This window comes from Streptococcus mitis, assembly GCF_003942765.1.
Lineage (GTDB): Bacteria > Bacillota > Bacilli > Lactobacillales > Streptococcaceae > Streptococcus > Streptococcus mitis_BE.
Genome location: NZ_RJNW01000002.1, coordinates 103,968 through 116,483, shown reverse-complemented (window position 1 = coordinate 116,483; position 12,516 = coordinate 103,968). Strand labels below are relative to the sequence as shown.

Annotated in this window: 13 protein-coding genes; 7 read left to right on the top strand and 6 right to left on the bottom strand. The window is 41.7% G+C overall.

Going from position 1 to position 12,516, the window contains the following annotated elements:
- The first annotated feature begins 7 nt into the window (after positions 1-7).
- The gene (gene sdaAA / locus D8849_RS04345) at positions 8-880 is read left to right on the top strand and encodes an L-serine ammonia-lyase, iron-sulfur-dependent, subunit alpha (RefSeq protein ID WP_125386311.1); all 873 of its coding nucleotides are present in this window, start codon (positions 8-10) and stop codon (positions 878-880) included.
- A gap of 21 nt (positions 881-901) precedes the next feature.
- A complete protein-coding gene (locus tag D8849_RS04340; protein ID WP_125386310.1) occupies positions 902-1,534 on the top strand; it encodes an HAD family hydrolase in 633 nt (210 codons plus the stop codon).
- 260 nt (positions 1,535-1,794) lie between these two features.
- Here the strand turns inward: D8849_RS04340 and D8849_RS04335 are convergent, their stop codons facing one another.
- Both D8849_RS04335 and D8849_RS04330 read right to left on the bottom strand, forming a co-directional pair.
- Positions 1,795-3,645, bottom strand: coding sequence for a polysaccharide biosynthesis protein (locus tag D8849_RS04335; protein ID WP_125386309.1), 1,851 nt, complete (start codon positions 3,643-3,645; stop codon positions 1,795-1,797).
- A gap of 238 nt (positions 3,646-3,883) precedes the next feature.
- Complete coding sequence (locus D8849_RS04330) at positions 3,884-4,714, bottom strand: glycosyltransferase (RefSeq protein WP_125386308.1); 831 nt, start codon at positions 4,712-4,714, stop codon at positions 3,884-3,886.
- A gap of 154 nt (positions 4,715-4,868) precedes the next feature.
- Between D8849_RS04330 and D8849_RS04325 the strand changes: the two genes are divergently transcribed.
- The 5 genes from D8849_RS04325 (at position 4,869) to D8849_RS04305 (ending at position 9,107) form a co-directional block, all read left to right on the top strand.
- A complete protein-coding gene (locus D8849_RS04325) occupies positions 4,869-6,035 on the top strand; it encodes a CynX/NimT family MFS transporter (RefSeq protein ID WP_125386307.1) in 1,167 nt (388 codons plus the stop codon).
- 139 nt (positions 6,036-6,174) lie between these two features.
- Positions 6,175-6,501, top strand: coding sequence for a PadR family transcriptional regulator (locus D8849_RS04320; protein WP_000273858.1), 327 nt, complete (start codon positions 6,175-6,177; stop codon positions 6,499-6,501).
- The gene (locus D8849_RS04315; RefSeq protein ID WP_125386306.1) at positions 6,488-7,081 is read left to right on the top strand and encodes a DUF1700 domain-containing protein; all 594 of its coding nucleotides are present in this window, start codon (positions 6,488-6,490) and stop codon (positions 7,079-7,081) included. Before D8849_RS04320 ends, D8849_RS04315 begins: the two co-directional genes overlap by 14 nt.
- The gene (locus D8849_RS04310; protein ID WP_125386305.1) at positions 7,074-7,985 is read left to right on the top strand and encodes a DUF4097 family beta strand repeat-containing protein; all 912 of its coding nucleotides are present in this window, start codon (positions 7,074-7,076) and stop codon (positions 7,983-7,985) included. The genes D8849_RS04315 and D8849_RS04310 overlap by 8 nt, the downstream gene beginning before the upstream one ends.
- 57 nt (positions 7,986-8,042) lie before the next feature.
- The gene (locus D8849_RS04305; RefSeq protein ID WP_125386304.1) at positions 8,043-9,107 is read left to right on the top strand and encodes a DUF6574 domain-containing protein; all 1,065 of its coding nucleotides are present in this window, start codon (positions 8,043-8,045) and stop codon (positions 9,105-9,107) included.
- A gap of 174 nt (positions 9,108-9,281) precedes the next feature.
- On the opposite strand, the gene D8849_RS04300 is transcribed toward D8849_RS04305, so the two are convergent.
- The 4 genes from D8849_RS04300 to D8849_RS04285 all read right to left on the bottom strand — a co-directional run bounded on the left by D8849_RS04300 (position 9,282) and on the right by D8849_RS04285 (position 12,424).
- Complete coding sequence (locus D8849_RS04300; RefSeq protein WP_125386303.1) at positions 9,282-10,142, bottom strand: DUF4299 family protein; 861 nt, start codon at positions 10,140-10,142, stop codon at positions 9,282-9,284.
- Positions 10,143-10,263: 121 nt separating this feature from the next.
- Positions 10,264-11,250 (bottom strand): oxygen-dependent tRNA uridine(34) hydroxylase TrhO, encoded by a 987-nt coding sequence (trhO, locus tag D8849_RS04295; RefSeq protein WP_001030024.1) that lies wholly within the window; start codon positions 11,248-11,250, stop codon positions 10,264-10,266.
- A gap of 131 nt (positions 11,251-11,381) precedes the next feature.
- Complete coding sequence (locus D8849_RS04290) at positions 11,382-11,678, bottom strand: bacteriocin immunity protein (protein WP_049491184.1); 297 nt, start codon at positions 11,676-11,678, stop codon at positions 11,382-11,384.
- A gap of 56 nt (positions 11,679-11,734) precedes the next feature.
- Positions 11,735-12,424, bottom strand: a complete 690-nt coding sequence (locus D8849_RS04285; protein ID WP_125386302.1) for a CPBP family intramembrane glutamic endopeptidase — start codon at positions 12,422-12,424, stop codon at positions 11,735-11,737.
- Between the last annotated feature and the right edge of the window lie 92 nt (positions 12,425-12,516).

Below are 12,516 nucleotides of genomic sequence, written 5' to 3'. Positions count from 1 at the left end.
AGGAAGTATGTTTTATTCTATTAAAGAATTGGTCGAGCAGGCAGAACTAGACTTTCAAGGAAATATCGCAGAACTCATGATTACAACAGAGTTTGAATTGACCGGTCGCGAACGTGAAGAAGTCTTCCTTCTCATGGAACGCAATCTGGAAGTCATGAAAGCCTCTGTCCAACTTGGCCTCAATGAAAATAAATCTCGTAGTGGCCTGACAGGTGGAGATGCTGCCAAATTGGATCACTACATCAAAAACGGAAAAACTCTGTCAGATTACACGGTTCTCTCTGCTGCCCGAAATGCCATTGCAGTCAATGAACACAATGCTAAAATGGGCTTGGTTTGTGCCACTCCTACCGCAGGAAGTGCTGGCTGTCTGCCTTCCGTTCTCACTGCTGCTATTGAAAAATTAGACCTCAGCCACGAGCAACAGCTGGATTTCCTTTTTGCTGCGGGTGCCTTTGGACTAGTCATCGCAAACAATGCCTCTATCTCAGGTGCTGAGGGCGGTTGCCAGGCCGAGGTTGGTTCGGCCTCTGCTATGAGTGCTGCTGCCTTGACTCTGGCTGCAGGTGGGACACCTTATCAGGCCAGTCAGGCCATTGCCTTTGTCATTAAAAATATGCTAGGCCTCATCTGTGATCCTGTTGCCGGCTTGGTCGAAGTTCCCTGCGTCAAACGTAATGCCATGGGAGCCAGCTTTGCCTTCATCGCAGCAGACATGGCCCTGGCAGGTATCGAATCTAAAATTCCTGTGGATGAAGTGATCGATGCCATGTACCAAGTAGGAGCAAGCATGCCAACTGCCTTTCGTGAAACAGCTGAAGGTGGACTCGCTGCTACCCCAACTGGTCGTCGCCTCCAAAAAGAAATTTTCGGAGAATAAGCTTATCAAATAGGAGAAACTATGACCTCTATCTCAGCTATCTTTTTCGACCTAGATGGAACCCTCGTTGATAGTTCTATCGGGATTCACAATGCCTTTACTCATACTTTTAAGGAACTGGGGGTGCCTAGCCCTGATGCCAAAACTATTCGTGGTTTTATGGGACCACCCCTTGAAAGTAGTTTTGCGACCTGCCTGCCCAAAGAACAAATTTCTGAGGCCGTGCAGATATACCGTTCTTACTACAAGGCAAAAGGCATCCATGAAGCTCAACTATTTCCTCAAATTGTAGACTTGCTTGAGAAGTTATCGAGCAATTACCCTCTTTATATCACCACTACAAAGAATACTCCAACCGCTCAAGACATGACTAAAAACTTGGAAATCTATCATTTCTTTGATGGCATTTATGGTTCCAGCCCTGAAGCACCCCATAAGGCAGATGTCATTCGCCAAGCCTTGCAGGCACATCAACTAGCACCGGAACAAGCCATCATCATCGGAGATACCAAGTTTGATATGCTTGGAGCTCAAGAAACAGGCATTCAGAAATTGGCCGTCACTTGGGGATTTGGTGAGCAAGCAGATTTGCTAAACTATCAACCTGATTATATCGCCCACAAACCCTTAGAAGTTTTGGGGTATTTTCAATAACATAGACTGGGCGACAACTCTATTTCAGAAGAAAATGAAGTAATACTCAATGAAAATCAAAGAGCAAACTAGGAAACTAGCCGCAGGCTGCTCAAAACACTGTTTTGAGGTTGCAGATAGAATTGACGAAGTCAGTAACATATACCTACGGCAAGGCGACGTTGATATGGTTTGAAGAGATTTTCGAAGAGTATAAGTCTATACATAACAAAACGCATATTACCAAGGTTCAAGACCTGATAATATGCGTTTTTCTGTTTTTATTCAACGTGGGTGGTTTGATTGGCAAAGGCGATAATGGCCTGCTTCAACTCATCTCCACTGAGAGTTCGGAACTCTTCAATCTTTTTATCGATAGCTTCTAGAGGCATGACATTAACCTTACCAACGAAAATCTTATCCATAACCTGATTATCAACGAGTTCGGTTGATACCAAGAGTTCTTCGTAGAGTTTTTCGCCTGGACGGATTCCAACTTCAACAATTGGAATTTCGCTTTCGGTGTGTCCACTTAGAAGGACCATTTTCTTGGCCAAGTCATAAATCTTGACTGGTTTGCCCATATCAAGGATAAAGACTTCTCCATCCTTGGCATAAGCACCAGCATGGATAACCAAACGGCTAGCTTCTGGAATGGTCATAAAGTAACGGGTCATGCGGAAGTCTGTCACCGTTACAGGCCCACCTTCAGCAATCTGACGTTCAAAGACTGGAATCACACTACCACGGCTACCAAGAACATTTCCAAAACGAACTGCACAGTAGGTTGATTGGCTACGTTGGTTAAAGCCAGTAACAATCAACTCAGCCACGCGCTTGGTTGCTCCCATAACATTTGGTGGATTAACCGCCTTATCTGTCGAAATCATAACCATCTTAGGTACTTTAGCTTCATCAACAGCCTTAGCAACATTGTAAGTTCCACGAATGTTATTTTTGAAGGCTTCTTTTGGATTGCGCTCCATCATCGGAACGTGCTTGTGGGCAGCAGCATGGTAAACAATAGCTGGCTTGTACTGCTCAAAAACTTGCAACAGACGGTCGTAGTCTTGAATATCTGCAATAACTGGCACATAATCAATCCCTTGGAACTTGCGAATCAATTCATGATAAACGAGGTAGATTGAGTTTTCCCCATGACCGAGTAAGACGATACGTTCAGGATTGAAGCGGCTAACTTGGCGACAGATTTCAGAACCGATTGAACCACCAGCACCTGTGACTAAGATTGTTTTTCCAGTAAGTTCTGCGCCCAGACGCGATTCGTCAAGACGAATTTCCTGACGACCCAAAAGGTCTGTGATATCAATCTTCTGGAAGCCTCCACCTGCTTGGTGAAGTCCTTGAACAACCGTTTCAACTTTAGGCATCTTGTAACATTTGACACCCAGTTTATTACACATCTGCAAGATACGCTCATATTCTGACGGGTCAAGTGACGGAATCGCAACGATAACACGCTCAATTTGATGGCGTTTGGCTAATTCAGGCAGATCATCATATGAACCCAAAACAGGGATTCCACCAAGTTTTTGGCCCTTTTTCTTAGAATCCTTGTCCAAAATACCGACAAGTTCTAATTCACTAGTTGGATGTTGGTAACTGTCCATAAAGAGAGCTCCACCATCTCCCGCACCAATCAAGAAGGTACGACGATGCTCACCATCACCACTTCCCTTTTTGCGTTTGGAGTAGATTAACTGCCAAGTAATCCGTGGCAATAAAATTAAGAAAGTACTCAACAAGATAAAGAGCACGATAAAACGGATGGAGAAGAGAGGCAAGAAGGCATAGCAGATACTATATGACAAGATACTGCTAGCAGTCACACCAAAAAAGATTTTCATGAAATCCGTAATCTTGCTGTAACGACTGATACTAGCGTTCAATCCCCAAAATCCAATCATCAATTGATAGAACAGGAAGGCCAAACTCGTATAGATGATGTAGTCAACAGGTGCTGGATTAATCAAGCCGTAGAATAAGATATAAGATACAATGATGGAAACCACCATACTCAAAATATCAAATATTCCCCAGAAAACCTGTTTTTGTTGTTTATTTAAAATTTCCACCAGATCAATCACATAATCTGTGAGTTTTTTATTCATAGAAATTTACTCCTCCTTAAAAGAGCTGGATGATTATACTCAATGAAAATCAAAGAGCAAACTAGGAAACTAGCCGCAGGTTGCCCAAAACACTGTTTTGAGGTTGTAGATGGAACTGACGTAGTCAGTAACATATACCTACGGCAAGGCGACGTTAACGCGGTTTGAAGAGATTTTCGAAGAGCATTATATTGTTATTATAACACTTTTTCTCTAGTTTACGATTTGCTACAATCTTTTAATTGCTTTTTCTTAACAGTTTCATAAAAATAAACTGTCGGACAAATCCTGGACAAAGAGCAACAACCATCTGAATGGCAACACTCTTAGCATACTCCATGTAAGAAATTTGCCCTCTCTTCAGCATGCGCTGACGAGCTTGACGATAGAGTTTGAGGTAACGCAGTCCCCCACGACGCTCAAACATTCCTGCACCAACACGAACCTGACACAAGATTTGATCCAGATTTCCAGTCTTGGCTCCTGCAGCAATCATATTGAGCCAGAGGAGGTCATCCTCCATATAAAGACCATCTTCATAGTTGCCTGCCTTGAGAACCATATCCTTCTTGAACATGACAGTCATGTGGTTAAAGGCACTTCTCATCCTTTGATAAGCTATAATATCTGCATGCTGGGTTGGAACACGACGGTAAGAAACAATCTCATCAGGATTGTCAATAAACTCTGCAATATGGCCACCTAATAGGTCGAGCTTATTCTTCTCCATTAGCTGAACCTGTTTCTCAAAACGGTCTGGAACAGCGATATCATCCGTATCCATACGGGCAATAATATCGTACTGACACTGCAAAACACCCTGTCGAAGAGCCAGACCCAAACCTTGATTCTGCTCAAGAGGATAGCGTTGCACTGGAATATCAGACTCAGCTTCCACCTGGTCTAATACCTGATAGAGCTCAGGAGTCAAAGGCCCATCCTCGACCAGAACCAATTCGCTCGGTTTCAGGGTCTGATTTTGAACACTCTCAATAGCATCCTTTAAAAATGTCGGATTTTCCTTGATATAGACCGACATCAATACGCTGATTTTTTGCTTTTCAGACACAGTTTTTCTCCAATGTATAGATTTCCTTCCACTATTTTATCATAATTTTCAAGACTTTCCCATTTTTATCTTGAAAGCCCAAAACCTTACTTGACATTATAGGGAAAAAGCCTTAAAATAAGCTGTTATTAAAATCAGCTAGGAGAGGTAATATATGAAAAAGCAATCACTCTTTTTTGTTCCAGGTATTATACTAATTGGTGTTTCCTTGCGGACTCCTTTTACTGTTTTACCCATTATTTTGGGAGATATTTCGCAAGGGCTGGGAGTAGAAGTTAGTTCGCTTGGTGTCTTGACCAGCCTTCCTCTCCTCATGTTTACCCTCTTCTCACTATTTTCTACCCGACTGGCTCAGAAAATCGGCTTAGAGCATCTCTTTACCTACAGCCTTTTCTTCTTGACTATCGGTTCTCTGATTCGACTAATCAATCTGCCCCTGCTCTATCTAGGAACCTTGATGGTTGGAGCAAGTATCGCAGTCATCAATGTGCTGCTTCCTAGTCTTATCCAAGCCAATCAACCAAAGAAGATTGGTTTTCTGACCACCTTATATGTAACGTCTATGGGGGTTGCGACGGCTCTGGCTTCCTATCTAGCTGTGCCTATTACACAAGCCAGTTCTTGGAAAGGACTGATCATCCTCCTCACCCTGCTCTGCCTAGCAACTTTTTTGGTCTGGCTACCTAATCACCGTTACAATCACAGACTGGCTCCACAAACCAAACAAAAAAGCAAAACAACGGTTATGCTTAATAAACAGGTCTGGGCAGTGATTGTCTTTGCAGGTTTTCAATCCTTGCTCTTTTACACTGCTATGACCTGGCTACCTACTATGGCCATCCATGCAGGCCTATCCAGTCACCAAGCTGGCTTGCTGACATCTATCTTCTCTCTGATTAGCATTCCTTTTTCTATGACTATCCCAAGCCTGACAACTAGTTTATCTACTCGTAACCGTCAGCTCATGCTCACTCTGGTCTCACTGGCTGGCGTGGTCGGCATTTCCATGCTCTTTTTCCCTATTGGTAATTTCTTTTACTGGCTTGCCATCCATCTCCTCATCGGAACCGCAACCAGCGCCCTCTTCCCTTATCTCATGGTCAACTTTTCACTCAAGACAAGCGCCCCTGAAAAAACAGCCCAATTGTCTGGTCTATCTCAAACAGGAGGCTATATCCTAGCAGCCTTTGGACCAACGCTATTTGGTTACAGTTTTGACCTTTTCCACTCTTGGGTACCAGCTGTAGCTGCCCTCTTGCTCGTCGATATCATCATGACTGTGGCCCTCTTTACAGTGGACAGAGCTGATAAAATCCTCTAAACTTCTAGTTTTGCCTAGAAGTTTTTTATATATAAAAATTTTACACATATTTCTTGACAGGGCTTTCTTTTAGATGTACAATGTATGTGTAGAAAAATTATATATAAAAATATTACACATTAGAAAAGGAGGTTTCCCCATGTACTTTCCAACATCCTCTGCCTTGATTGAATTTCTCATCTTGGCCGTACTGGAGCAGGATGATTCTTATGGTTATGAGATTAGCCAGACCATTAAGCTTATCGCTAACATCAAAGAATCTACTCTCTATCCCATTCTCAAAAAATTGGAAGGCAATAGCTTTCTGACAACCTATTCTAGAGAGTTCCAAGGTCGCATGCGCAAATACTACTCCTTGACAAATGGTGGTATAGAACAGCTCGTGACCCTAAAAGATGAATGGGCACTCTATACAGACACCATTAATGGCATCATAGAAGGGAGTATCCGCCATGACAAGAACTGAATACCTGACTCAGCTAGAACTCTATCTCAAGAAACTACCTGAAACTGACCGCATCGAAGCCATGGACTATTTCAGGGAACTCTTTGACGATGCTGGAGTCGAAGGAGAAGAAGAACTCATCGCTAGCTTAGGAACTCCTAAGGAAGCAGCCCACGAAGTCCTCTCCAATCTTCTCGATAAAAAAATTAATGAGGCACCCGCTCAAAAGAATAACCGACAAATTTTGCATATCGCCTTGTTAGCTCTCCTTGCAGCCCCCATCGGTATTCCTCTGGGAATCGCCATCCTCGTGTCCCTGTTCGCAATCTTTGTGGCAGCCTTGACTGTCATCTTGGCTTTCTTTGCGGTTTCCATACTAGGCATCATCGGCGGATCCCTATTTTTAGTTGAAAGTTTCACTGTCTTAGCCCAAGCTAAATCAGCCTTTATCTTGATTTTTGGTGCTGGTTTACTAGCCATCGGTGCTTCTTCGCTGGTCTTACTAGGTATTTCCTATGTAGCTCGCTTCTTCGGCCTACTCATTGTTCGCCTGGTACAATTTGTTCTTAAAAAAGGAAAGAGAGGTGACCAGCATGCGTAAATTGACAAAAGGATTTCTCATTTTTGGTGTGGTGACTACCGTTATCGGCTTTATCTTGCTTTTTGTAGGTATCCAATCTGACGGGATTAAGAGCCTACTTTCCATGTCCAAGGAACCTGTCTATGATAGCCGTACGGAAAAGCTAACCTTTGGCAAGGAAGTCGAAAACCTAGAAATTACTCTCCACCAACACGCACTCACCATCACAGACTCTTTCGATGATCAAATCCACATTTCTTACCATCCATCTCTTTCTGCTCACCATGATCTTATCACGAATCAAAACGACAAAACTCTAAGCCTCACTGATAAGAAACTGTCTGAAACTCCATTTCTCTCTTCTGGAATTGGCGGGATTCTCCATATCGCAAGTGGCTACTCTCGTCGTTTTGAAGAAGTTATTCTCCAAGTTCCAAAAGGAAGAAGTCTAAAAGGGATCAACGTGTCAACCAATCGTGGACAAACCACCATCATAAATGCTAGCCTTGAAAATGCAACTCTCAATACAAATGGTTATCTCCTCCGAATTGAAGGAAGTCGTATCAAAAACAGCAAATTCACAACACCAAATATCATCAATATCTTTAGCACAGAACTGACAGATAGTCAGCTAGAGTCAACAGAAAATCACTTCTACGTTGACAATATTAAAGTATATGGTAAGGTAGAACTAACTTCTAAAAATGAACTTAGTATCACGCTAACTCAAAAAGAAAGCCAAGAAATCAACTTAGACTTCTCAAGTCACTATGGTCCTATTTATCAGTTATCGAAAGACGAGAGTCAACGCCACCCCAACGAATTGAGTAACCCTTACAAAACTGAAAAAACTGATACAAAAGGTCAACTCATAGCTAAGGCTGATGATTATATTAGTCTTGAAATTACAGCAAACAGACCTTAACAAACCTATTTATATCGACCACTATAACGCATAGCCCACTAAAAAGGAGGTTCTACCATGAAACAAGAATGGTTTGAAAGTAATGATTTTGTTAAATCACCAAATGAAAACAAATCAGAAGATTTATCACAAGAAATGATAGATAAAACTGAAGAAACGATAGCCGATCTCGATACACCAATTGAAAAAAATACTCAAGTAGAGGAGGAAGTCTCTCAAGCTAAAGTCGAACTTGAAAACCAGCAAGAAGAGAAAATTGAAGCTCCTGAAGACAGTGAAGCGAGAACAGAAATAGAAGAAAAGGAAGCATTAGACTCTACTGAAGAAGAGCAAGATCTTTCTGGGGAAACAGAAAAAATCACTAAAGCTGAAGAGAGTCAAGAAGCACTTCCGCAGCAAAAACCAACCACGAAAGAGCCCCTTCTTATCAGTCAATCCTTAGAAAGTCCCTATATCCCCGACCAAGCTCCAAAATCTACGGATAAATGGAAGGAGCAAGTGCTTGATTTTTGGTCTTGGCTAGTGGAGGCTCTCAAATCTCCTACAAGCAAGCTTGAAACAAGTAGCACACACAGCTACACAGCCTTTCTCTTGCTCATTCTGTTTTCTGCATCTTCCTTTTTCTTTAGTATCTACCACATCAAACATGCTTACTATGGACATATAGCAACTATGCATAATCACTTCCCTGAACAATTTGCTTCATTGAATCTCTTTTCGATTATCTCTATCCTAGTAGCAACAACACTCTTCTTCTTTTCATTCCTCTTGGGTAGTTTCGTCGTGAGACGATTTATCTACCAAGAAAAGGACTGGACGCTAGAAAAGGTTCTCCAACAATATAGTCAACTCTTAGCAATTCCAATCTTCCTCACTGCTATTGCTAGTTTCTTTGCCTTCTTTGACAGCCTGCGATTTACGGCTCTCTTGTGTGTGATTAGCATCGGAATCATTCTGCTTGCTAGCCTCCATATCATTACGAGACCTAGTCAAGCAAGTGAAACCGACTCCTTCTATCAGTTATTCTTGTCTGTCCTTGTGAACGGAGTCATTATCCTCCTCTTCTTTGTAGCTGAAGTGGCACTAATTGGAGATTATCTCCGTATCTTAGCCTTTCTTTAAACTTCATACTCTTCGAAAATCTCTTCAAACCACGTCAGCTTCGCCTTACCGTACTCAAGTACAGCCTGCGGCTAGCTTCCTAGTTTGCTCTTTGATTTTCATTGAGTAGCAATCCTGTCTTTCATAGCAGGATTTTTCTATGCCAAAAAGCAAGTCGATTGACCTGCTTCTGCTTTACTCTTCTTGTGCTAATGCTTTAAAATCTTTTTCTAAGATGGGTTGAATTTCTAATTGATTGGCGTCTAGTTGATGGTAAGATGCTGATGGTAGTGACTCTAGGAATTTTGCATAGTCCAAACGAGCGATGGCTTCATAGTCTTCTGGTTTAGAGCCGTCTCCTGTGATTTGAACCAAGTCAATCTCCCACTGCACTTCCTTATCCACCAATTGCTCCATATAGGCTACAGGAACAAATGGTTCTCTCGGTAAAACAGTCTTGACTCCTTGAGCCAGATGATAAACACCGTGCACTTGGTCTTCTCCATCTTGATAGAAGGAAACTCTTGCAAAGTAGGCATCTGTCTCTTGAACCGCACGCACACGCGCTTCAAACTGAGCCAAGCCATCTGCCTCTAAAAAGCTTTTCAAATCCTCATGACTAAAGAAAACAGGATTAAAAATTCCTTGGCAAATCGTAAAACGGGCTGCAGTGTCTGCTAAATAGGCTTGAATACTTGCTTGGAAATAAGCTTCAAAATCAAAACCATCTAGTCCTTCAATCTCAGTTCCTGTGTAAGCAAGCAGAGCATCTAAAAATGATTTGATAATCTGCCAGTCTGTCTTCGTGAGTAGGTCAGGAAGATCGACACGGTAAGCCTTTTGACCATCAGCATAACTGACCTTAAAAAGAAATTGTGATTGCCCCACTATCGCACACTCGATATACTCGAGACGATTAAGAGGCTGACGGAGATAGACAGCATCATAGCTATGTGACTCCAAACCATCTACCAAGGCCAAGACGGACTTGGCAGTCAAAATTTCCTGTTCTCCTAAAATGCTCTGTTTATTTGGAATAAAAAATGTTTTCGTCATAACTGGACTCCTTTGAAATCGTTTACATATAGTATACCTTATTTTCCTGAAAGATACAGAAACAAACTTTAGATTTTTGAGTAAAAAGCATAGAAAAACAGCCCCTGAGGACTGTTTAATCTTATACAGTAGCTGCTTGATCCAAGCTTTCACCGATAGCGGCTAGGCGCTCGACAACTTCAGCTTGTGTCAATTCATTTTCTGAAACATAGCGGTTACGTGGGTGAACACGGCACTCGTGTGAGCATCCACGAAGGTACTTGTCTTCATTTTCTTCTGATGTCAAGATACGACGGTTACAGAATGGATTTCCACAGTTGACATAACGTTCACATGGTGTTCCATCAAACCAGTCTTTCCCTACGATAGTTGGGTTGACATGGTTGACATCTACAGCGATACGCTCGTCAAAGACGTACATTTTCCCATCCCAAAGCTCACCTTGAACTTCTGGGTCTTTACCGTAAGTTGCGATTCCTCCGTGCAATTGACCGACATCTTTGTAGCCTTCACGAACCATCCAGCCTGAGAATTTCTCACAGCGAACCCCACCTGTACAGTAAACCACGACACGCTTGTCCATGAATTTTTCCTTGTTATCACGAACCCATTGTGGCAACTCACGGAAGTTGCGGATATCTGGGCGGATAGCTCCACGGAAATGTCCTAGGTCGTACTCATAGTCGTTACGTGTGTCAAGGACAACCGTATCTTCGTCAAGAAGAGCTTCTTTGAACTCTTTTGGAGACAAGTAAGCACCTGTTGTTTCAAGTGGGTTGATGTCGTTGTCAAAGTCGTTGTCTTCCAAACCAAGGTGGACAATCTCTTTCTTGTAGCGAACAAACATCTTCTTGAAGGCTTGTTCACTTTCTTCATCAATCTTGAACCAGAGGTCTTCCATACCTGGGAGGCTGTGAACGTAGTCCATGTATTTTTGAGTTGTTTCGTAATCACCTGAAACTGTTCCGTTAATTCCTTCGTCAGCGACTAGGATACGGCCTTTAAGGCCGATTGATTTACAGAAAGCCAAGTGGTCTGCAGCAAATTGCTCTGCATTTTCAATTGGAGTGTAAAGGTAGTAAAGTAAGACACGAATATCTTTTGCCATAAGATTTGTTCTCTTTTCTATTCTTAAATTTTCAGAATTTTTCATCTAACTATACTAGTATACCTGCTTGAGAAAACGAATGCAATTTATTTGACTGGAAATTGTAGAAAGGTGCTTATCCCTGCACTTCATCAGTAACCATAGCGAATCACAGATAATTCTCTTAATTTTTTGATCTGCTCGGCTTGACCTTCGGACAAACTCAGCTTATTATCAATCAACACACGTGAGATGTCAACATTCATTTGGCTCAAAATAAATGGAGTAGAGGTCCCATCGTCCTCTAATCGTCTTTTATAACTCACTAACAGATTTTTCAAGGGAGTCAGCTGAGGCGTATCCTTTATGTCTTCTAGTAGATGATCTATGATAGTCATGGCTTCACAACGCCTTTCGCTTCCTCCTGCAAACCATTTTAATGGTGTCATTCTTATTTTCCTCCTTAAATTGAAAAGCTATCATTCCTAACTCTCGTACCAATATTTTACCCAAATATCCTCTGTAAAAAAGTCAGCAAAAATGGTAATGTTGCGAAAATATTATTCATCACATGCACCGCATAGGAAGGATAAATGCTCTTGGTATAGCGGGTCAAACTAGCAAAGATGATGCCAGATGTTGCAAAGACGAAGATATCTAACAAACTAGGCAGGCTTGAAAAATGAGGAAGAGCAAATAAAATTGACGGAAGAAGCAAATCAAGGCCAAATCTCGAATGCTTAAAAAAAGCGTGTTGCAGTAATCCTCTATAGATTAGCTCTTCCATAAGTGGAGTCAGAAAGAACAAAGTTATATAGATACCTAGCTCAGCAAAGTTAGTCTCACTATAACCTATCAATACAGCCCAACCTTCAGCAGTTGACTGAACATGTTTAGCTGTCTGAACGTTAAAAGAGATCTGGAGCACTACCACTAATACTGTCAAAATCGAATACCAAAGCCATTTTTTTCTTGGAATGCGAAAAAGATCACCATGGCCTGTCTTAACCAGAATCCAAATCATGACTCCGCTAAATAGCAAACTCAAGATATTTTGAATCCAGAAGAAATTGCCAATCTGGGAAGAAAATTGCCAATAATTTTGGATAATAAGCGTCAGCTGAGAAAGACCAAATACGAAAAATAAGTAAGACAAGACTGCACTTATTTTGAATAGAAGTTGATACTTTTTCATGTGAACCCTCCTTTGTAAACTCGTAACATCTCTAATATAAGCTATATTCTCCTAAATCCTTACTCCGAATCCTAAATAGTGCTTGAGATTTC

Coding starts and splice junctions, on each gene's coding strand:
- D8849_RS04320 (WP_000273858.1), top strand. CDS start 6,175: ATGTACTTTCCAACATCCTCTGCCTTGATTGAATTTCTCATCTTGGCC.
- D8849_RS04325 (WP_125386307.1), top strand. CDS start 4,869: ATGAAAAAGCAATCACTCTTTTTTGTTCCAGGTATTATACTAATTGGT.
- D8849_RS04340 (WP_125386310.1), top strand. CDS start 902: ATGACCTCTATCTCAGCTATCTTTTTCGACCTAGATGGAACCCTCGTT.
- D8849_RS04300 (WP_125386303.1), bottom strand. CDS start 10,142: ATGACGAAAACATTTTTTATTCCAAATAAACAGAGCATTTTAGGAGAA.
- trhO (WP_001030024.1), bottom strand. CDS start 11,250: ATGGCAAAAGATATTCGTGTCTTACTTTACTACCTTTACACTCCAATT.
- D8849_RS04335 (WP_125386309.1), bottom strand. CDS start 3,645: ATGAATAAAAAACTCACAGATTATGTGATTGATCTGGTGGAAATTTTA.
- D8849_RS04315 (WP_125386306.1), top strand. CDS start 6,488: ATGACAAGAACTGAATACCTGACTCAGCTAGAACTCTATCTCAAGAAA.
- sdaAA (WP_125386311.1), top strand. CDS start 8: ATGTTTTATTCTATTAAAGAATTGGTCGAGCAGGCAGAACTAGACTTT.
- D8849_RS04305 (WP_125386304.1), top strand. CDS start 8,043: ATGAAACAAGAATGGTTTGAAAGTAATGATTTTGTTAAATCACCAAAT.
- D8849_RS04285 (WP_125386302.1), bottom strand. CDS start 12,424: ATGAAAAAGTATCAACTTCTATTCAAAATAAGTGCAGTCTTGTCTTAC.
- D8849_RS04310 (WP_125386305.1), top strand. CDS start 7,074: ATGCGTAAATTGACAAAAGGATTTCTCATTTTTGGTGTGGTGACTACC.
- D8849_RS04290 (WP_049491184.1), bottom strand. CDS start 11,678: ATGACACCATTAAAATGGTTTGCAGGAGGAAGCGAAAGGCGTTGTGAA.